This is a genomic window from Pantoea sp. ARC270, from assembly GCF_003236725.1.
GTDB lineage: Bacteria > Pseudomonadota > Gammaproteobacteria > Enterobacterales > Enterobacteriaceae > Pantoea > Pantoea anthophila.
Genome location: NZ_PUGA01000023.1, coordinates 59,973 through 80,500, shown reverse-complemented (window position 1 = coordinate 80,500; position 20,528 = coordinate 59,973). Strand labels below are relative to the sequence as shown.

The window sequence follows — 20,528 nt, the reverse complement described above, 5'->3', positions numbered from 1 at the left end:
ATGGTGCGACGCCTGATCGCCCTGAGCAGCGGGCCGGTGGCGCTGATGGGCGGCGTGGCCGCGCCGATTCAGCGCTGGCTGGATGAAGATATTCAGGCCCGGCTGGTGGTGCCGCAGGGCGATGCCCTGAGCGGGGCGCTGACCCTGGCGCAGCAGCTGACGCCTGCCGATTACCGATCTCAAGCGGGCTGAGCTGCCTCAGCCCGATAACCCGAGGAATCTATGACCGCTCCCAACGTAACCGCGCGCATTCTGCGGTTGATTGTCGAAAATGCGCCAATCAGCCAGTCAGATCTGAAAGTTCGCAGCGGACTGAGCATGTCGACCGTCTCACAGGCAACCAACCGCCTGCTGACGCAGGAGATTGTGCAGGAGCTGGGGCTGCGTCGCGTGTCGATGGGGCGGCCAAAAACCCTGCTGGGGCTCAACCCCGACCGCGCCAGCGTGATTGGGATTCAGCTCAATGCGGAACGCAACCTGATCGTCATGACCGATCTCAGCGGCAACCTGCTGGGCGAACAGCAGATGCCGAAAGGCACGCTGACGCTGCGCCAGCTTGGCGATGCGCTGGCGAAGTTTCTGCGCGGCGTGGAGGAGAAGCGGGTGGGGGCCATTGGCCTGGCGCTGTCGGGGCTGGTCGATGCTGAAAACGGCTACTGCATCCGCTCCAAGGTGCTGGGCTGGGATAACGTTCCGATTGCGCGCCTGCTTGAAGAGCGCTTCTCGCTGCCGGTCTTCATTGAAAACGACGCCAACGCCATGGCCATGGCCGCGCTGGTGTTTGGTCAGCTCGGCAATGCGCAGTCGGCGGTAATCGCCACCTACGGCAAAGGGATCGGCGCGGGGATCATCCTTAATCGTCAGCTCTATCGCGGTCGTCACGGCAAGGCGGGCGAGATTGGTAACGGGCTGGTGGGCGACGGTTCGCTGCGCCTGCTGGAAGATGTCGCCTCCTCGCGCGCCATTCTGCAGCGGGTGGCGGAGCAGGATGCGGAGGGCGTGACGCTGCAGGCGCTGGATCAGCGGCCCACGCCAGAGGTGCTGGCGGCGCTGGAAGAGGCGGGACGTGAACTGGGCATTTCGCTGGCAAACCTGTCGGTGGCCTACGATCCGGATGTGGTCTATCTGGCGATGGAGCCGCACATGGCATCACGCATTCTGCTCGATCACATCACCCAGAGTTTTCAGGCCTACCGGCTGAAACTGACGCCACAGATGACGCCGCTGCAGTTTCTGACGGAATCGAACCGGATGTGGGCGCTGGGCGCGGCGGGATTTGCCGTTAACCGCTTGCTCGATCTGCTGGCAGCCCAGGCCGACGAAGAGCCGGTCACCTGAGTTAACACTCGAATAAAAACGGGCGCTAAGCGCCCGTTTTTGTTTCCGCGCTTCTCCTAGCGCAGGCGCAGACCCTGCTCATCAAACAGCAGGCAGTGCGCGGCAGAGATGCCCAGTCCCACCTGCGCACCGAGATCGCGCGGGGTGGCCTCACGCTCTTCCACCACCAGCATCTGTTCACGTCCGATATCCAGATAGAGATAGTTGGTGTGACCCAGCATCTCGCCATAGGCCAGCTCGCCGTGAAAACGCAGGGCGTCCGGCGTCTGCGCGGCAGGCTGAAAATGCTCGGGACGGATGCCCAGCGTGACGGTCTGGCCCTCGCGGCAGGCAGCCGCAAGGGGCATGACCAGCCCCTCAATCTTCAGCTCCGGCACCCGCAGCTGCACTTCACCTTCGCCCGTCGCGCTGATCTCGGCGCGCAGAAAGTTCATCTTCGGCGATCCGATAAACCCGGCGACAAACAGATTATCCGGGTCGTGATAGAGCGTCAGCGGTGCGCCGACCTGCTCAATCCGGCCCTGACGCAGCACCACGATGCGGTCAGCCAGGGTCATTGCCTCCAGCTGATCGTGGGTGACATAAATCATGGTGTTACCGAGTGAAGCGTGCAGGCGGGCGATCTCGATCCGCATCTGCAGACGCAGTTCGGCATCCAGGTTGGAGAGCGGTTCATCGAACAGGAAAATACGCGGATGGCGAATGATGGCGCGGCCAATCGCCACGCGCTGCCGCTGTCCACCAGAAAGCGCACGCGGCAGGCGGTCGAGCAGTTCCGTCAGGTGCAGCCGTGCTGCCGTCTGCGCAATGGCCTGGTTGATCTCCGCTTTCGACTTTTTCATGACCTCCAGCGGATAGGCCAGATTGCCGCGCACCGTCATGTTGGGGTAGAGCGCATAGGACTGAAACACCATCGCGATGCCGCGCTCGGTGGCGGGCTGCTGCGTCATATCCTGCCCCTCAATCAGCAGCTGACCGCTGCTGATCTCCTCCAGCCCGGCGATCATCCGTAACAGCGTCGATTTGCCGCAGCCGGAAGGGCCGACAAACACCACAAATTCGCCGCTGTTGATCGTCAGATCGATGCCATGAATGACATTGACGTGCTCATACGACTTCTTCACATTCTGCAAGCGCAGGCTGGTCATCGGCTACCTCACTCAGAGTAACTGGCCCATGTAGATGGCATTACTGCGCAGGATAGGGGTGAACCCCATACGCGTATAGAAGGCGCACACCTGCTCGTTCTGCAGGCTGACGCCAAGATGGACACCGCTGACCCCGGCGGCCCGCAGCGCCGCCAGCTCATGCTCAATCATCCGGCGGCCCCAGCCCCCTTTCTGGGCGGCTGGCAGCAGGTTGATATGCAGATGCGCGGGCCAGCGGGTCACCAGCGTCTCCGCGGCCTGATCGGGCTGGCGGATGGCGTCGAGCACTTTACTGTCGAGCGGGGCGCTGGCGCTGCGGTCGCGATATTTCTCCTGCAGTTGCGGCCACCATTCGGCGTCGAGCTGATCCTCAAACGCGCGGGTGTCAGGCACGGCCACAACGTAACCCTGCACCTCACCGTCACGCTCCAGCACAAAGGCGAAGTCAGGCGCAAACCGCGCGTAGGGCACGGCAAAACGCTGGCCGGGATAGTCGGGATCGGAGTAGAGCGCGCGGGCATCGCCACCGGCATCCGCTGTTTCCAGGCAGATACGGTAGAGCGCCGGGAAGTCCGCCGGCGTGGCCGGACGAATGACACCTTGATTCGCCATGGTGAAGTCTCATGAGTGAGTGAAACGGTCAGGGAGTAAACAGATCCACAGGATAAAGTTACGTTAATGAATGTGGACTTAGTTTTCAAGATAGAATAATTCCCTTATCGCACTAACGCTGACGGTTAAGCAATCTTTCACGGCGTCATGATGCACAACTGTGATCGCCAGCACGCCCGCAGGGCGGCGGCTGGCGGCAGATTCAGCGCCGGTAAAAAGAGAAAAGTGTGAGCGTGATAGGATTTTCGTATGGTTTATCAGGGTGTTATTTTGTCATTATAGCCTGGCGATCTCCTGCTGTGAAAAGCGCGCGGTGCACGCTGCCGCCGCGGTTAACAGGCGTCAGACCAGCGTGATGTGCTGATATTCACGCCAGGTTGCTGTTTATTTGCGCGCGCTCACAGCGTTGCAATTCCCGCGGCAGGTTGTTTGACTTTATTTTTTTATTAAAGTAAGTATGAATCAGTGCGTTTGTGTGCGGCTTCAGCCTGCAGGATGTCAGGCGGTGAGATGCAGGGATGCCGATTCTGGTCTGAAGAAGGTGAGCATAATGTCTGTTTCCTCCGTTCGTTCGTTCCGAATTCGCAATGTGGGTCGGCTGCTGGCAGCGGGCCTGCTGGCAGGCAGCGTCTCGCAGGCCGCCCACGCCGCCGTGACCCTTAATGAGTGGGATATCTACAACTATCCGCAGCAGACCGCCGCGGTGGATGAGGGGATCAAAGAGTTCTCTCAGCAGAATCCCGGCATTGTTATCAACCGCTCGGTGCACTCCTTTGAAGATACCCGCATCCCGCTTAAGCTGGCGCTGACCGCCGGTGACGGCCCGCAGATTGCGCAGGTCAACCAGGGCGGCGGGGATATGGGCTCGCTGGTTAAAGATAAGCTGCTGCTGCCGCTCGACAGCTACGCAGCCAGCTATGGCTGGACGACCCGTTTTCCGGACTCGATTCTGAAACGTAACCGCTGGTCAGACAGCGGTGAATTTGGCAGTGGCAAACTCTACGGCATCGCCAGCCTGGGGGAGATGGTCGGACTCTATTACAACAAAGCGCTGCTGGATAAAGCGGGCATTCCGGTGCCGAAAACGCTGGCAGAGCTGGAAAGCGCCATGGCGAAACTCAAATCGCAGGGCACCGCGCCGATGATGCTGGGGCTGCTGGACGGCAACATGGGCCAGCAGCTGCTCAGCACTCTGTGGCAGGCCCAGATCGAGAGCCGTGACCGCAAGACGCTGGATAACCTGATTTACGATGTGGGCGGCACCTTCAGGGACAGCAAGCTGGTCAACGCCGCCACCATGATGAAGAGCTGGACCGACAAAGGCTACTTCTTCCCCGGCTTCCAGGGCATTGGCCATGACGATGCCGCCACCCTGTTCCAGAACGGTCAGGCGGCGTTTCTGGTCAGTGGCACCTGGTACCTCGGCCAGTTCAAAGACAACAAAGATATTCACTTCGCGGCGATGCCTGCCGGTGAAGGTGTGAAGCAGCCGCTGATGGTGGGGGGCACCGATCTGGCGTTCTCCATCACCAGCACCGCCAAAGGCAAAGATCAGCAGGAGGGTGCGGCGAAGTTCATCAACTATATGGTCTCTGATGCCATGGCGAACCGCTGGCTGAAGGTCGGTTTCCTGCCCGCCAGCACCAACAAAGCGGCCACCATGCCGGCGGACAATCCGCTGCTGGCCGAAGCGTATCAGGTCTGGCTGACGCTCAATGAGTATGACGGTTTAGGTCATTACGTAGACTGGGCGACCCCGACCATGAATGCCGAGCTGAATCAGAATGTCCAGCTGCTGCTGGCGGGCCGTCAGACCGCCGATCAGATGGTGGTCAACTTTGATAACAACTATCAGCGTTACCTGAAAACCCTGAAACACTAAGCCGGAGGCCCGGCGAAGCGCCGGGCCTGAGCACTGTTCTGAGTCACGAGTAGGGTTATGTTGAATTTAAGCGGCTGGCGTAATTTTCTCTATGTGCTGCCTGCGGTGCTGGTCTATGCGGTATTTCTGCTCTTTCCGCTGCTGGCCTCGCTGGGCATCAGTTTTACCGAATGGGACGGCACCTCACTGCCGGTGTTCAGCGGCATCAGTAACTATATGCGGATGTTCAGCGATCCGGTGTTCTGGATTGCGCTGGGCAATAACGCCATCCTGATGCTGTTCTATACCCTGTTGCCTATCGGCGTTGGCCTGCTGCTGTGCAGTTTTCTCTATGAGACGCGCAACAACAAGGAACGCAGCGTCTTGCGCATTCTCTTTTTCCTGCCCTACATCATGCCGATGGCCGTGCTGGGGGTCGTGTGGCGCTGGCTCTATAACCCGGCGTTTGGCCCGATCGATCAGATACTGCGCGCCGTCGGCCTGCCGCAGCTGGCCCTGTCGTGGCTGGGCGATTTTACCTGGGCGCTGCCCGCGGTCGGTCTGGTCGCCACCTGGTACTTCTTCGGCTTCTGTCTGGTGCTGTTTATGGCGGGCCTGCAGCGTATGGACCCCTCCCTGCTGGAGGCGGCCGACCTGGATGGGTCGTCGCGCCGTCAGAAGTTTATGCGCATCACGCTGCCGGGTCTGCGACCCGAGCTGCGGATTGCCCTGCTGCTGACGGTGATCGCCAGCCTCAAAGCCTTCGACCTGGTCTATGTCATGACCCAGGGCGGGCCGGGCACCTCCACCATGGTCACCAACATCTTTATGTATAAGCAGGGCTTTGATCTGCACTACTTTGGCTATGCCTCGTCAGTGGCGGTGTTCAGCATGATCATTGTTCTGGGGATTAACTATCTGATCCATCTGGCCTTAAGGGAGCGTTACTGATGCGAAGCACGCCGGTCATTTCACGCGCGCTGATCTGGATCGTGGCGCTGATGACGATTCTGCCGTTTCTGATGGCGCTGATGACCTCATTCAAAACCCAGATGGAGCTGTTTCAGGGCGTCTTTACGCTGCCCGCCTCGCTTAATTTTAAAAATTACCTGACCGCGTGGCAGCAGGGACACTTCAGCATCTACTTCCTTAACTCTGTGCTGGTGGTGATCCCGGTGGTGCTGTTCAGCGTGCTGCTGGGCATTCTGGCCGGATTTGGCTTTGCCTGGCTGAAGATCCCCGGCAAAAAGGTGATAGCCGCGATGCTGGCGCTGGGTATGGTGCTGCCGAGTGAGGCCTTTATCATTCCGCTCTATCACGAGCTGCGCTGGATGGGGCTGACCAACACCTATCTGGCGCTGATCCTGCCGCAGATTGCCCTGTCGCTGCCCTTTACCACGCTGATGATCGCCAGCGCCTTTCAGCAGGTGCCGAAAGAGCTGGTGGAGGCGGCGGTGATGGATGGCGCGTCGCGGGTCAAAATCCTGTGGGGCATTCTGGTGCCCGCTATCTGGCCGACCCTCTCCACGCTGGGGCTGCTGCTGTTTATCTGGACCTGGAATGAGTTCCTGATCCCGCTGATTCTGGTGAACAAAGATGAGCTGCGGACGCTGCCGATTGGCATGATGTTTTTCCAGAATAAAAATACCATCGACATTCCGGTGCTGATGGCGGGGGCGATGATTGTGATCATGCCGCTGATCCTGGTGTTCCTGATTTTCCAGCGCAAATTTATCAGCGGCGTGACGGAAGGGGCCGTGAAGTAATCTGTGACAGCCCGCACGAAACGGCGAACTGGCGGCCAGACAAAGGTTTTCTGCGCCGTTTCGTGCTGCAATTTTTCCTCCTCAAACCTGCGGGAGACGCACCATGCACCTTTCCCTTGCTGATTTTCATCCTGCCGCCGACGGCGAAATCCCGGACACCGCCGTGCTGCAGCGCGCCCTTGACCAGATTGCGGCGGCGGGCGGCGGCCGTCTGACACTGCCTGCCGGACGCTATCGCAGCGGCTGCCTGAATCTGCCCTCAGACATTGAGCTGCATCTCGACGCGGGTGCGGTGCTGATCGCCAGCCAGCAGCTGGCTGACTATCAGGCGGTGCAGGCGCTGAGCTGCGCGGAGAAATCCCACAACGTGCTGCTCTATGCGCTGGGCCAGCGCAATATCACCCTCAGCGGCACCGGCCGCATTGATGGTGAGGGTGAGGCCTGGTTTGCCGCTGAGCGGGATGCGCAGGGCTATCGCCTGCCGCACGCTGACCGGCCACGCCTGATTGTGTTTGAAGATTGTGAGCAGGTGACGCTGACCGGCTTTACGCTGGTGCAGGCACCGATGTGGACGGTCCATCTGGTGAGCTGCCGCCATGTGCATATCGATCACCTCACCATCGACAACGCCATGACGATGCCCAACACCGATGCGCTGGATATCGACAGCTGCGAAGCGGTGTTTGTCAGCAACAGCTATTTCAGCGCCGCCGACGATGCCATCTGTATCAAAACCACCCATAAACCCGCCGCACTGCGGCGGCCGGCGCGGCAGATTATGATCACCAACTGCCTGCTGCGCAGCTACAGCTGCGCCCTGAAGATTGGCACCGAAACCTGGGACGATGTGGAAGATGTCACGGTAACCGGCTGCACCATTTTTGATTCGAACCGGGGGGTTGGCATTCTGTCGCGCGACGGCGGCGCCATGCGGCGTCTGCTGTTCAGCAATCTGACGTTTACCTGTCACCAGGCGCCGCCCTGTCACTGGGGCAAAGCCGATCCGCTGCATATTTCGGTACGCCGCCGCGATCCCGCCATCACACCCGGCGTCGTGGAGCAGGTGCAGTTCAGTACCATAACCGGCGTGGCCGAGGGGGCGATTAACCTGCATGCGGCAGAACCGGGCTGGATACGCGATGTGGTCATCAGCCAGCTTCAGATGCAGCAGGCGGTGGCGTCATTGCCCCAGGGGCACTACGACATACGGCCGCCCTGCAACCCTGACGCCCCGACCGGCATGGGTCTGGATAACGCCTACCGGGTTGACCCGGCATCCGGTGAAGCATTTGGGGTTGAGCCCTATCCCGGCGGGCTGCCGGGGCTGTTTGCGCGCGGCGTAGAGAACCTGCACCTGCATAACCTGAACATCGTGCGGCCGGACCCCTTACCCGCAGGGTGGCATCCGGCGATGGTCGTCCGGTTACCGGAATAAACGGCGCGGTGGTGAGAGGCTGCCGCCGGGGGCGGCAGCGTGATTCACTTACAGTGCGGCGGCGATGGCCGCTCCCAGCTCTACAGTACTGGCGCAGCCACCGAGGTCACGCGTCAGGTGCTCACCCGCCGCCAGCGTGCGTTCAATGGCGTCCAGAACCGCTTCGCCTGCCGCCTTGTAGCCGAGATGCTCCAGCATCATCGCGCCACACCAGATCTGGCCGATGGGATTGGCAATGCCTTTACCGGCGATGTCGGGCGCGGAGCCGTGAACCGGCTCAAACAGGCTGGGAAAGAGACCCTCCGGGTTGATGTTGGCGGAGGGGGCAATGCCGATGGTGCCGGTACAGGCCGGGCCAAGGTCAGAGAGGATATCGCCAAACAGGTTGCTGGCGACGACCACATCGAACCAGTCCGGGTGCAGCACGAAGTTGGCGGTGAGAATATCGATGTGATACTTATCGACGCGAACCTCCGGGAACTGGCCGGACATCGCGTCGACGCGGCTGTCCCAGTAAGGCATGGTGATGGCGATGCCGTTGGATTTGGTGGCCGAGGTCAGATGTTTCTTCGGCCGGCTCTGCGCCAGCTGATAGGCAAACTTCAGAATGCGATCGACGCCGGTGCGCGTCATCACCGTCTCCTGAATCACCACTTCCCGATCGGTGCCGGGGAACATGGTGCCCCCCACGCTGGAGTACTCGCCCTCGGTGTTTTCACGCACCACATAGAAGTCGATATCGCCCGGCTGGCGATTGGCCAGCGGCGCTTTGACGCCGGGCATCAGGCGCACCGGACGCAGGTTGACGTACTGGTCGAACTCGCGGCGGAACTGTAACAGCGACCCCCACAGGGAGACGTGGTCAGGCACCACCTCCGGCCAGCCGACGGCGCCAAAGTAGATGGCATCGAAGGTTTTCAGCTGCGGGAACCAGTCGTCAGGCAGCATTTTGCCGTGCTGCTGCCAGTACTCAGCGCTGGCGTAATCAAACCACTCCCAGCGCAGCGGAATGTTAAATTTTTCGGCGGCGGCATTCATCACGCGGACGCCTTCCGGCATCACTTCTTTACCGATACCGTCGCCGGGGATCACGGCAATACGATGGATTTTCTCAGTCACAGGGCACCTTTCCGGTTGATGTTCGAATTGTGACCGCAGTATAACTGTCGCTTCCGGGGAAATAATGAGTCTGAAACGCAAACCAGTGTTGAATAAAAGTAGAGAATCCCGCACCTCCACCGATGACCTGGCCTTCTTTGTTCGCCTGGCCGGGCTGGAGAGCCTGACCGCAGCGGCACGTGAGCTGGGCCTGTCGCTGGCGGCCGTCAGCAAACGTCTGAGCCAGCTGGAGCAGCGTCTGGGCGTGCAGCTGCTGCGCCGTACCACGCGACGGCTGGAGCTGACGCCGGAAGGCCACCGTTATCTGGCTGGTGCCCGCCCGCTGCTCGATCAGCTGGTGGCGCTGGAAGAGGCGGTCAGCGGTGAAACCGCTCAGCTGCGCGGCTCGCTGAATATCAACGCTTCATTCGGGTTTGGCCGTCGCCATATCGCGCCGTGCGTCTCCGCCTTTGCCGCGCTGCATCCGCAGCTTGCGCTGTCTCTACACCTCAGCAGCCAGCCGCTGAATTTTCTCGATGCGCACATCGATATCGATATTCGCGTCGGTGAGCCGCCCGACTCGCGGCTGGTGGCGCGTAAGCTGCGAACCAATCCGCGTATTCTCTGCTGTTCGCCCGCTTATGCTGCCCGGCACGGCCTGCCTGCGACGGTCAGCGAGCTGGCGGAACACAACTGCATTCTACTGCGTCAGCACGACAGCGATTTTACCCTGTGGCGACTGACCCGCGGTGAGCAGAGCATCAGCCAGAAGGTGCGCGGCAGCCTGATGACCAACGATGGCGAAGTGGCGATGCGGCTGGCGATGGATGGGCATGGCATTCTGCTGCGTTCCTGGTGGGATGCGCAGCACAGCCTCGCGGCGGGGGATCTGGTGCCGGTGTTGCCTGAATGGCAGGCACCCGATGGCGACATTTTTGCGGTCTGGCAGGCGCAGCGTCAGCTTCCGGCACGCGTGACGGCGTTCGTGGCGTTTCTGCAGCAGACGCTGCAGAAGGTGGAGGCGTAAAAAAGGCGGCATCGCTGCCGCCCTGCGTGTTATTTATCGATGCCCTGCACCAGCACCACGCGATAGTTCGCCCCTTTCAGACGGTGCGCTTTGGCAGCCTGATATTCCGGGCTGTCATACCAGGCGTGCGCCGCTTCGCGGGTCGGGAATTCCAGAATCACCACGCCTTCCGCTTCCGGACCTTCCAGCGTTTCCAGCGCGCCATAAAAGGCGAGCGGATTGATCGGATGATCGCCGCGTGCCTGGCCCGCTTTCTCAGAATAGGTGTTCATTTCGTCCTGGTTCAGGGTGTTATCACGAATAAATACGACGTATGCACTCACAGGTTAGCTCCTTACGCTTTTTTATCCTGGGTCTGGGTATCGAAGTCAGCAGCATCATGACGCTCATGCAGCTGATCGGCCGGGTCGCCCATGACACGATTGACCTTTCGGCCACGAATGACGGCGGGACGCTGCGCGATCTCTTTCGCCCAGCGCACCACATTTTTATAGGACTGCACATCCAGGAATTCCGCCGCGCCATACTGGTCATTCAGCACCATGTTGCCGTACCACGGCCAGGTGGCGATGTCAGCGATGGTGTAATCCTCACCGGCCAGATAGCGATGATCCGCCAGCTGGCGATCCAGCACGTCAAGCTGACGCTTCGCTTCCAGCGTGAAGCGGTTGATGGCGTACTCAATTTTTTCCGGCGCATAGTGATAGAAATGACCAAAACCGCCACCGAGATAAGGCGCAGAGCCCTGCAGCCAGAAGAGCCAGTTCAGGGTTTCTGTGCGGCCGGCAATATCTTTTGGCAGGAAGTAGCCATACTTTTCCGCCAGATAAAGCAGGATATTGCCCGACTCGAACACCCGCAGCGGCGGGGTGACGGAGTGATCGCTCAGCGCCGGGATTTTTGAGTTCGGATTCACGTCCACAAACCCGCTGGAGAACTGATCCCCGTCACCAATACGGATCAGCCAGGCATCATATTCTGCGTCGTTAACGTTCAGCGCCAGCAGCTCTTCCAGCAGGATCGTCACTTTCTGACCGTTCGGGGTGCCGAGTGAGTAGAGCTGTAAAGGGTGTTTACCGACCGGCAGCGCTTTTTCATGGGTAGGACCCGCGAACGGGCGATTGGTTTTCGCGCCGTTGCCTTTGGCTTCAGGATCCCAGTTCCAGACTGTTGCAGGCTGATATGCATTTTCCGACATAATAAACGTTCGCCTCGTGGTGTGATGTTTGTCTGGAGTGTAGCAGGTGCTGAAAAGGCGGTTTAACTCTGCTGGCTGCGTGAGGGCGCGCGGCAATCCGCTGATGTCTGGGCGATCGGGAAGATGAAAAAAGGAAAAACGGGGCGGGCATCGCCCCGGAGGATCACTGCCGGGCTGCATGGCTGCGGGGATCAGAGCAGTTCGCGCTCAATCCGTTCGCGGGTTTCAATGGCCTGAACCGACATCTTTTCCGGGTAGCCAAACAGCGAGGCCGCGATGATCGGCTCTCCGCCAACTTTGTAACGGCGTGTGGCAAAGCCAGTGTCGCGCAGGGTCTGGAAGAGGGTGTCGAAATCGACCTCACCTTCACCAACACCGACATGCTGATGAATAGTGGCGTCGACGCCTGGCGGATTGACGATGTAGCGGCAGTGGCGGGTGTGGTTCATGGTGTCGGCAATCAGCATATGGGAGAGATCGTCTCCGGCGTACTCCAGCATCGGTTTCACATCGCCTTTGCCTTTGTCATAGAAGAAGGTGTGCGGCGCACTGTAGATATACTTCACGTTATCGCTGCGGAACGACTTCACGATATCCACGGTTTCGTTGTTCTCTTCGCAGAAATCCCACGGATGCGCCTGAATTTCGACGCGTATTCCTTCACGTTCGAGGATCGGCAGCAGCTCCTCCATCGAGCGATAGAACATCTCTTCGCAGATTTCCGGCTCGTTTGGCGTGCCGGAGAGTTCGGTATTGATCACCGGTACTCCCATCTCAACCGCGATCTCAATCATCCGCTTCCAGTTCTTCACCGCCGCCTGACGACGCAGCTCATCCGGGCCGGACCAGCGATAGACGACGATAAACGAGGAGATCGCCAGGCCGGTCGCACGCAGCGCATTTTTATATTCGGTGATGATTTCGCGGCTGGCTTTGGGATGTTTATAAAACGGGTTGATCTGCGGATGCGGCGACTGTTCGATATATTGATATCCCCAGTCGGCGACCTGATGAACCATACGGGTGATGCCCAGCTCTTTAATCACATCCACATCAAAAGCGATTTTCATCTCTCTGCTCCGGCAAGGTTGAAGGAACGGTTCCTGAGTGAAGAGGACGCCTGTCTGCGCGCCGCTTTCGCACAAGCCTTTCACCGGTTTTAGCAAATGACTGTTTTAAAGAGAACGCAGAAAGAAACGGATGTTTCATTTTTGCGAAAGCGATCAACTTTGCGTGAGGTTTTCTATCAAATAAATGAGAGAAAAAGGGCGTGCCGGGATAGAGTATTATCGTCAGTCACCACAACAAAGCGTGAAGAGGGAGAAACAGGATGCCAAAAGTGACGATGACCGCCGTTGCACAGGCGGCGGGCGTAGGGGTAGCCACGGTGGATCGGGTGCTGAACCGTCGCGCACCGGTGCGCAGCGCCACAGAGCAGAAGGTGATGGCGGCCGCCAGATCGCTGGGCTATCAGCTGACACAGGCCCACAGCCAGCATATCGCGTCGCCCGCCGCGCAGGCGTTACGCTTTGGCTTTATCCTGCTGCCCGCGCGCTATTCGCTCTATCAGCAGCTGGGCGAGGCGCTGAAACAGCAGGCGGAACAGCAGCAGCCTGCGGGCAGTGAACCGGTCTTCTGCTGGCATGATATTCATGACGTGGAGGCGGTTGCCCGTTCAGTGCGGCAGCTGGCGCAGTGCTGCGACGTGATCGCGCTGGTGGCGCTGGATCATCCGCTGATTCGTCACGCGATTCAGGATGTTTCGCGGCTCGGCGTGCGGGTTTACGCCCTGTTCTCCGACTTCTCCGCCTGTGAACATGCAGGCTTTATCGGCATCGACAGCCAGAAGGCGGGACGCACTGCCGCCTGGATGGCCCGCCACCTGTTGCGCCGGCCAGGGTGCGTGGGCGTGCTGATCGGCGACCATCGCTTTACCTGTCAGGAGAGCAGCGAAATCAGTTTTCGCTCCTCCCTGCGCGAGTCGGGCATCAGCCAGCGCGTGCTGGAGCCGCTGAAAACGCACGAGACGGCAGAGGGGGGCTACCAGGCCACCCGGGCGCTGCTGGAGAGTCATGATGACCTGGTCATGATTTATGCCCCCTGCGGCGGCATTGAGGGCGTGGTGCAGGCGCTGCGTGAGAGCGGACGCACGCAGATTGACCTGGTGTGCCACGGCCCGCTGCCTGGCGACGAGCTGGCGCTGATTGACGGCACCATCACGCTGATGCTGCGTCACCGTATTGAGGCGATGGCCGAAGCGGTGGTCTCGGCCTGTCTGAACGGGCGGATGGAGCCGCGGGATCACTTTGCGCAGATTACCGTGCCCTTTGAGATCGTGACGCGGGAAAACCTGTAGAAAGAAGGTGTTAGCTTTTTAATGATAGAAAACTATCATAAAATGCGATTTTTAAAAGCGATCTCTATCAAAAAATGAAACTTTCATCGTTGTCTGAGATGAAACGTTTGTTTGATACTGCCGGCAGTTCTTACTGCAGAGGCAGACACGATGACCTTTCACATTGCTAATGCGCCCTGTAGCTGGGGCGTGGACGATCCCGCCAATCCCTGGCTGCCACCCTGGCAGAAAGTCCTGACCGAGGCCGCGCAGGCGGGCTATCCGGCCATCGAACTGGGGCCGTGGGGCTACCTGCCCACCGATCCGGCTGAGCTGACCCGGCAGCTCAATGCGCATCAGCTTTCGCTGGTGGCGGGCACGATCTTTGACGATCTGGTCAGTGAGGCCCATTTCCCCACCCTGGTGACGCTGACTCACAACCTCTGCCGCACGCTCGCCCGTGTCCCGACAGCAGCGAAAACCCCGGGAGCCAGCGCGCCCTATCTGGTGATTATCGACTTCGGCAATCCGGAACGGGCGAAATATGCCGGTCAGTCAGAGAAGGCCCCCCGGCTCTCCGCGGATGCGTGGCAGCGCATGATGCAGCACATCACCATTCTGAGCGACATTGCCTGGCGGGAGTATGGCGTACGGCCGGTGATCCATCCGCACGCGGGTGGCTGCATCGAATTCGCCGACGAGCTGGCGCAGCTGGTCAGGGATATTCCGCATCAGGTCGCGGGGCTGTGCCTGGATACCGGCCACCTCTGTTACGCCGGGATGGACCCGGTGGCGGCGCTGCAAAAGTACTGGACGCGCATCGACTATCTCCATTTTAAAGATGTGAATCTGCGGGTCTGGCAGGACGCCATCACGCGCGGAGTCGACTTCTTCACCGCCTGCGCGGAGGGCGTCATGTGCCCGCTGGGCCAGGGCGCAATCGACTATCCGGCCGTGCATGCGCTGCTGACGGAACGCCATTACCGCGGCTGGATCACCATTGAACAGGAGCGTGACCCACGCCATGCCGACACCAGCCTGCGCGATGTGAAAGCCAGCCTGGACTATCTCCGATCAACAGGATTCTGAGGGCAACAGCATGATTAACGGAAAAAAAGCGGCTAATCGCTCACTGCGCTGGGGGATGATCGGCGGCGGCGGCACCAGCCAGATCGGCTACATCCACCGTTCGGCGGCGCAGCGTGACGGTAACTTCACGCTGCTGGCGGGCGCCTTTGATATTGATGCCGGGCGCGGACGCGAGTTTGGTCAGGCGCTGGGCGTGGCGCCCGATCGCTGCTATCCCGATTACGCCAGCCTCTTCGCCGGCGAGGCTGCGCGGGAAGAGGGGATTGAAGCGGTGTCCATCGCCACGCCAAACAACACCCACTTTGCCATCTGTCGGGCAGCGCTGAATGCCGGACTGCATGTGGTGTGTGAGAAGCCGCTCTGTTTTACGGTCGACGAGGCCGATGAGCTGGAGCAGCTCAGCCGGGAGAAGCAGAAGATTATTGGCGTCACCTACGGCTACGCCGGACATCAGCTGATCCATCAGGCCAGAGAGATGATTGCGGCAGGGGCGCTGGGCGAGATTCGCATTGTGAACATGCAGTTTGCTCACGGTTTCCATAATGAGGCGGTGGAGCTGCAGAGTGAAAGTACCCGCTGGCGGGTAGACCCGCGTTTTGTCGGGCCGAGCTATGTATTAGGCGATCTGGCCACGCATCCGCTGTTTATCGCCGAAACCATGCTGCCACAGCTGAAGATGACGCGGCTGCTCTGTGCGCGCCAGAGCTTTGTCGCCTCACGCGCGCCGCTGGAGGATAACGCCTTTGTGATGATGGAGTATGACAACGGCGCGGTCGGCACGCTCTGGGCATCGGCGGTCAATGCCGGTTCCATGCACGGGCAGAAGATTCGCGTCGTTGGCGCGAAAGCCAGCCTGGAGTGGTGGGATGAGCAGCCCAACCAGCTGCGCTATGAAGTGCAGGGCGAGCCGGTGCGGATTCTGGAGCGTGGCATGGGCTATCTCACCCCGCGCGCGCTGGAAGAGGATCGCATCGGCGGCGGGCATCCGGAGGGACTGTTTGAGGCCTGGTCAAATCTCTATCGCCGCTTCGCGCTGGCGATGGACGCCACCGATCGCCGCGACACCGCTTTCCTGCAGGATTTCTGGTATCCCGATGTGCATGCCGGATTAACCGGCGTGCGCTGGGTCGCGCAGTGCGTGAAATCGGCAGAGGCGGGCGCGGTCTGGGTGCCGTGCGCGTGAGCGGCTGACAGGCTAGTCGAGCAGCGAGGGGTCGGCGGCGACCATCAGCGCTTTCATCTCCTCGAAATGCTGGCGTGAAAAGTCGGGTATCCCTTCCCAGGCACGCGCCGTCTTCTCCGCCACCGCGTCGCTGAGGATCTTCAGCGGCTGGCCGGTAGACCAGGCGGTCACGAGGATCTGACAGGCGCGCTCCAGCGTCCAGATATCGTCAAAGGCTTCGCCGATGTGTGCCGACGTGACCATCACGCCGTGATTGCCCATCAGCAGACGACTCTTGCCCGCCAGCAGACCCGCCAGCCGTGCACCTTCCTCGGCCGTGTCCGCCATGCCGCCGTACAGGGTGTCGATCGCCACACGGTTAAAGTAGCGGGCGGTATTCTGGTCGACCGGCGGGATATGTGGCTCAGCCAGGCAGGCGACGCTGGTGGTGTAAATCGGGTGGAGATGCAGCACCACGCGCGCCTCCGGCAGCCGCTGATGGATCTGACCGTGAATCGACCAGGCGGTGGCGTCCACGTCGTCGCGCTGCGCGCAGGCGGGGTCATCGGCGTTGAGCAGCAGCAGATCGCTGGCGCGGATGCGGGAAAAGTGCTTCCACTTCGGGTTAAGCAGAAACTGCCGGCCATCCGCAGAGACCGCCGCGCTGAAGTGATTTGCGACCGCCTCGTGCATGCCGAGATGCGCAATAATGCGAAAGGTCGCAGCAAGATCGATGCGGGTCTGTTCTTCAAATGAGAGCGCCATAAATCTCTCCTGATGGGGGTGAGAAAGGAAGGCGGGCGTCGGTTCGCTGACGCCCGTATCGGGATTACGGCGTCGGCATCAGGGTTTTAATATCCTCTGCGCTGGGTGCCTCAAAGTTATATTTCTTCAGCAGAGCGGCGTACTCCGGGGTTTTGCTGTACTTCTCCAGCCCGTCGATCAGCGCCTGCTTCACCTCATCGTTGCCTTTCTTCACGCCGAAACCGTTAAGCACCGGGTAGATCAGTGTTTCCGACGAGATCTGCACGCGGTTGCCCAGCTTCTGTACCACGCCGCGCGCGACGGCGGCGTCGGTGATCTGCGCTTCAACCGCATGCGAAAGCATCGCCTGGGTGGTCTGCGGATCGGTGGTGTATTCGCTGATGGCGATCGGCGGCTTGCCATTTTTCACGCAGTAGTCGGCTGAGAGCTTGTGCAGCTGCTGCAGCCAGGAGGTGGCACCCATTGAGCCAATTTTGTGACCACAAAATTCTTCCGGCGTTTTCGGCTGGTAGGCGGCCCCTTTCAGCGACAGGATCGCCTCACCGCTCTTGAGATAGGGGATCATATCGATCACCTTCAGACGCTCGGCGGTGATGTACATTGAGGAGTTGGTGATATCGAAACGGTTACCCTGCAGACCGGTAATCAGGTTGGGGAAGCGGGTGTCGAGGTTAACCGCCTGTCGGCCCATCACTTTTGCCAGCCCGTCGAGAAACTCGATGTCGAAGCCCGCCGGTTTATTGTTCTCAATGTACTCATAAGGGAAGAAGGTCATGTCAGAGCCGGCGATAATTTTTCCCGGCTGCTGGAACGCCGACGCGCTAAACGACCCCAGCGCGATGCTGGCGGCTAAAAAAGTCAGGGCAACAGATTTCATAAAGCCTCCGTGGTGGCGGTTACGCGCGGGCAGGATCGGTTCCGGCCTGCTGGACAAAAAAGGATGCGCCGCTCGGTTTCTGCGGCAGACGGAACTCATTAACGGTACTGCGCACCATGCCGCTCTCTTCGCCTGCGACCAGGGTGCCGGCATCCCGGCTTGGCAGCGGGTTTTCGCCAAAGGGCAGCGCATCTTCCGCCGCGTAGACGGCGATAAACAGCGTGCGCGGCACCCCGGTCTCGTTCGGGCTGGAGGCGTGCAGCAGGCGGGTATGCATAAAGCAGACCGAACCGGGCGGGCCGAAACAGGCCGCAGGCTGCGAACACGCCGCCCCGACCACGCTTTTATCGACCGCGCCGGTGAAACGGCCGTTTTGCCAGTGAGAGTAGAGCGGCCCTTTGTGGCTGCCCGGCACCACGTTCAGCGGACCGTTTTCCGGCGTCACTTCACTCACCATCAGCAGCGCGGTGACGATGTCGTCGTTGCTGTGCGGCGTAAAGAGAAAATCCTGATGCCACTCCACTTTGGTCGCGGTGTGCGGCAGCTTGGAGTTGATCTTACTGTGGTGAAAGCGTGCGCCCTGACTGCCGGTGAGCTGACCGGCGATCTGCGCCATACGCGACTGAAGCGCGGCGTGGCGATAGGCGGCGGAAATCTCCGTTGGCGAGCTGACGCGGCGCAGCGACGGATGGTCGGCGCGGTGATCCTCTTCCAGATCGAAACGCGCGCGGCCATCCAGCGTTTCGCCCCAGGCCGCCTGATGAGTGCGGCTCTCTTCCACCCAGCCATCAAAGTCCTGCTGCAGCGCGGCGATGTCGTCGGCGCTGAGGACATTCTCCACCACCAGAAAACCCTGCTGGTGATACTGCTCTACCTGCCACTGCTCGATCATGATTTTCCCCTCGTGCGGATAAATGGGTTAAGCCAGAGAAACATCCTTCAGAAAGGCTTCCACGCGCGGATGCTCTCCGCTGCGCATTGCCTGAGGCGCGTCATCACAGATCACACGCCCTTTTTCCATAAATACGATGCGGTCAGAGACCTTAAAGGCGAAGTTCATCTCGTGGGTCACGATCACCATCGTGATGCCTTCGTGCGCCAGGGTTTCGATCACCTGCAACACCTCATTGACCTTTTCCGGATCGAGCGCGGAGGTCGGCTCATCAAACAGCATGATCTGCGGGCGCATCATCAGGGCGCGGGCGATAGCCACGCGCTGCTGCTGGCCGCCGGAGAGCTGGTGCGGATATTTCCATGCGTGATCCAGCATGCCTACTTTATGCAGCAGTTCGCAGGCGTGCTGTTTGAGTTCATCGCGCGAGGCCAGCCGGTGATAGCGCGGCGCCAGCATCAGGTTGTCGAGGACGCTGAGATGCGGGAACAGGTTAAAGCTCTGGAACACCATGCCGATGCTGAGGCGGTGCTCGGCATGCTCAATAAAGCGCGGCTTCTGCTCGCCCTGCTGGCTGAGATGGATAAAGGGCTGGCCGTTAATGCGGATTTCGCCATTATCGATCTGCTCCAGCCCGTTCAGCAGGCGGATCAGCGTGGTTTTGCCGGAGCCGGACGGTCCGATGACCGACACCACTTCACCCGGCTGAATTTGCAGGCTGACCGCCCCCAGCACCTCAACGTTGTTATAGGCTTTATGCAGCCGTGACGCCTGCAGCGCCGGGCCGCTGCTCTGCGCCACCGGACGGGCGAGCGGGGTGGCTGCGCGACGCTGCGCCAGGGCATAGAGCGCGTCATCCACCTTGCCAGCCGGGCGGCGCTGGGTAACGTCGAGATAGCGCTCCAGTTGTTTCAGCAGAAAATCGAACACCGTGACAATCAGCACGTAGTAGCAGGCGACCGCCGCCATGGTTTCCATGACCAGAAAGTTCTGCGAATAGAGGCGCTGGCCGACCATCAGGATCTCGGTCAGGGAGATCACCGACACCAGCGAGCTGAGCTTCACGATGGCGATATATTCGTTTGCCAGCGCGGGCAGGGCGACGCGCACCGCCTGCGGAATAATGATGCGCCACTGGATACCGGCGAAGCGCAGCCCCAGGGCACGGGCGGCCTCACTCTGGCCTTTTGGAATGGAGAGCAGCCCGCCGCGATGAATTTCAGCAATGTAGGCACTTTCGCTGAGCACCATGGCGATCAGGCCCGCCCAGAAGGGATCGCTGAGCAGGGCGGAGGTGCCCGGTGCGGCCTGCGGCAGGTTGTAGACAAAAATCAGCAGCACCAGCAGCGGCAGGCTGCGGAACAGCCAGATATAGCCGCGAGCCGGCAGGCTGAACACCAGGCGGTTCGACTGCTTTGCCAGCGCGAGCACAAATCCTACGACGATACTGATGCCCCAGGTGAGTAAACTCAGTTTTATGACGGTCCAGCTCGCCAGCCAGAATTCGGCGTCGCTGAACAGGCTGAACATATAGTTCCAGTTAAAAGTCATGAGGCATTTCACTCGCTTAAATAACGCGAATTTCAGAAATAAAAAATTCGCCGCTGTCGATTGATTGACACTATGGCGGCTGCGGCTAATTTGAGGCAATTAGTAAATTGCTGCCTTCAGACTTTAAAAAAACTATCCAGTAAAAAAAGAGGGCGCGAAACATACATGATGCTGATTAATTTAAACAGGAAATGTTTTCCATACGGGAAATTCAATTGTCTCCTCTGCCTGCTCTGAAAAAGAGCAGCCCTGAGCCAAAATGAGGCAATAAAAAAATTAAGGCGTATGGGTGACAAAATAAAACCGCTTCCGGCCATGAAATATCAGTCACAAAGCGAATGAAGCGATCCGTGGTGCGTCCGGGGGCGCTGCCC

At 59.9% G+C, this 20,528-nt stretch carries 19 protein-coding genes and 1 pseudogene; 10 read left to right on the top strand and 10 right to left on the bottom strand.

Features of this window, described 5'->3' with window-relative positions; translation table 11 throughout:
* Together CKF42_RS12065 and CKF42_RS12060 are read left to right on the top strand one after the other, a co-directional pair.
* Positions 1-192, top strand: a pseudogene (locus CKF42_RS12065) (N-acetylglucosamine kinase); the annotation flags it as partial.
* Between the two features lie 30 nt (positions 193-222).
* Entirely contained in the window at positions 223-1,338 is a 1,116-nt protein-coding gene (locus CKF42_RS12060; protein WP_111208282.1) for an ROK family transcriptional regulator, read from the top strand.
* Positions 1,339-1,394: 56 nt separating this feature from the next.
* Here CKF42_RS12060 and CKF42_RS12055 read toward each other — a convergent pair whose 3' ends face one another.
* A complete protein-coding gene (locus CKF42_RS12055) occupies positions 1,395-2,486 on the bottom strand; it encodes an ABC transporter ATP-binding protein (RefSeq protein ID WP_111208281.1) in 1,092 nt (363 codons plus the stop codon).
* A gap of 12 nt (positions 2,487-2,498) precedes the next feature.
* A complete protein-coding gene (locus tag CKF42_RS12050; RefSeq protein WP_111208280.1) occupies positions 2,499-3,098 on the bottom strand; it encodes a GNAT family N-acetyltransferase in 600 nt (199 codons plus the stop codon).
* Positions 3,099-3,648: 550 nt separating this feature from the next.
* Between CKF42_RS12050 and CKF42_RS12045 the strand changes: the two genes are divergently transcribed.
* The 4 genes from CKF42_RS12045 (at position 3,649) to CKF42_RS12030 (ending at position 8,160) form a co-directional block, all read left to right on the top strand.
* Positions 3,649-4,980 carry an extracellular solute-binding protein gene (locus CKF42_RS12045; RefSeq protein ID WP_009092535.1) on the top strand — a complete coding sequence of 444 codons (1,332 nt, stop codon included), beginning with the start codon at positions 3,649-3,651 and terminating at the stop codon, positions 4,978-4,980.
* Positions 4,981-5,037: 57 nt separating this feature from the next.
* Positions 5,038-5,910, top strand: coding sequence for a carbohydrate ABC transporter permease (locus CKF42_RS12040; protein ID WP_009092534.1), 873 nt, complete (start codon positions 5,038-5,040; stop codon positions 5,908-5,910).
* Positions 5,910-6,725, top strand: coding sequence for a carbohydrate ABC transporter permease (locus tag CKF42_RS12035; protein WP_111208279.1), 816 nt, complete (start codon positions 5,910-5,912; stop codon positions 6,723-6,725). Before CKF42_RS12040 ends, CKF42_RS12035 begins: the two co-directional genes overlap by 1 nt.
* A gap of 103 nt (positions 6,726-6,828) precedes the next feature.
* Positions 6,829-8,160, top strand: coding sequence for a glycoside hydrolase family 28 protein (locus CKF42_RS12030; RefSeq protein WP_111208278.1), 1,332 nt, complete (start codon positions 6,829-6,831; stop codon positions 8,158-8,160).
* A gap of 48 nt (positions 8,161-8,208) precedes the next feature.
* Here CKF42_RS12030 and CKF42_RS12025 read toward each other — a convergent pair whose 3' ends face one another.
* On the bottom strand, positions 8,209-9,279 hold the full coding sequence (locus tag CKF42_RS12025) for a tartrate dehydrogenase (protein WP_058957024.1): 1,071 nt from the start codon (positions 9,277-9,279) through the stop codon (positions 8,209-8,211).
* Between the two features lie 64 nt (positions 9,280-9,343).
* On the opposite strand from CKF42_RS12025, the gene CKF42_RS12020 reads away from it, so the two are divergent.
* Positions 9,344-10,285 (top strand): LysR family transcriptional regulator, encoded by a 942-nt coding sequence (locus CKF42_RS12020; protein WP_111208277.1) that lies wholly within the window; start codon positions 9,344-9,346, stop codon positions 10,283-10,285.
* Positions 10,286-10,314: 29 nt separating this feature from the next.
* On the opposite strand, the gene CKF42_RS12015 is transcribed toward CKF42_RS12020, so the two are convergent.
* The 3 genes from CKF42_RS12015 to CKF42_RS12005 form a co-directional block, all read right to left on the bottom strand.
* Positions 10,315-10,608 (bottom strand): DUF1330 domain-containing protein, encoded by a 294-nt coding sequence (locus CKF42_RS12015; RefSeq protein ID WP_009092527.1) that lies wholly within the window; start codon positions 10,606-10,608, stop codon positions 10,315-10,317.
* A gap of 11 nt (positions 10,609-10,619) precedes the next feature.
* Entirely contained in the window at positions 10,620-11,483 is an 864-nt protein-coding gene (yghU, locus tag CKF42_RS12010; RefSeq protein WP_009092525.1) for a glutathione-dependent disulfide-bond oxidoreductase, read from the bottom strand.
* A gap of 191 nt (positions 11,484-11,674) precedes the next feature.
* Positions 11,675-12,553 (bottom strand): sugar phosphate isomerase/epimerase family protein, encoded by an 879-nt coding sequence (locus CKF42_RS12005; RefSeq protein WP_009092524.1) that lies wholly within the window; start codon positions 12,551-12,553, stop codon positions 11,675-11,677.
* Positions 12,554-12,813: 260 nt separating this feature from the next.
* Here CKF42_RS12005 and CKF42_RS12000 point away from each other — a divergent pair, with 260 nt between their 5' ends.
* From CKF42_RS12000 to CKF42_RS11990, 3 genes are all read left to right on the top strand, one after another.
* A complete protein-coding gene (locus CKF42_RS12000) occupies positions 12,814-13,839 on the top strand; it encodes a LacI family DNA-binding transcriptional regulator (protein WP_058957027.1) in 1,026 nt (341 codons plus the stop codon).
* A gap of 150 nt (positions 13,840-13,989) precedes the next feature.
* The gene (locus tag CKF42_RS11995) at positions 13,990-14,907 is read left to right on the top strand and encodes a TIM barrel protein (RefSeq protein WP_009092521.1); all 918 of its coding nucleotides are present in this window, start codon (positions 13,990-13,992) and stop codon (positions 14,905-14,907) included.
* Positions 14,908-14,917: 10 nt separating this feature from the next.
* On the top strand, positions 14,918-16,090 hold the full coding sequence (locus tag CKF42_RS11990; RefSeq protein ID WP_111208276.1) for a Gfo/Idh/MocA family protein: 1,173 nt from the start codon (positions 14,918-14,920) through the stop codon (positions 16,088-16,090).
* A gap of 12 nt (positions 16,091-16,102) precedes the next feature.
* On the opposite strand, the gene CKF42_RS11985 is transcribed toward CKF42_RS11990, so the two are convergent.
* From CKF42_RS11985 to CKF42_RS11970, 4 genes are all read right to left on the bottom strand, one after another.
* Positions 16,103-16,834, bottom strand: a complete 732-nt coding sequence (locus CKF42_RS11985; protein ID WP_009092519.1) for a class II aldolase and adducin N-terminal domain-containing protein — start codon at positions 16,832-16,834, stop codon at positions 16,103-16,105.
* Between the two features lie 64 nt (positions 16,835-16,898).
* Positions 16,899-17,711, bottom strand: a complete 813-nt coding sequence (locus CKF42_RS11980; protein ID WP_009092518.1) for a transporter substrate-binding domain-containing protein — start codon at positions 17,709-17,711, stop codon at positions 16,899-16,901.
* 19 nt (positions 17,712-17,730) lie between these two features.
* Positions 17,731-18,603, bottom strand: coding sequence for a phytanoyl-CoA dioxygenase family protein (locus tag CKF42_RS11975; RefSeq protein ID WP_111208275.1), 873 nt, complete (start codon positions 18,601-18,603; stop codon positions 17,731-17,733).
* A gap of 27 nt (positions 18,604-18,630) precedes the next feature.
* On the bottom strand, positions 18,631-20,154 hold the full coding sequence (locus CKF42_RS11970; RefSeq protein WP_111208274.1) for an amino acid ABC transporter permease/ATP-binding protein: 1,524 nt from the start codon (positions 20,152-20,154) through the stop codon (positions 18,631-18,633).
* Positions 20,155-20,528: the final 374 nt, after the last annotated feature.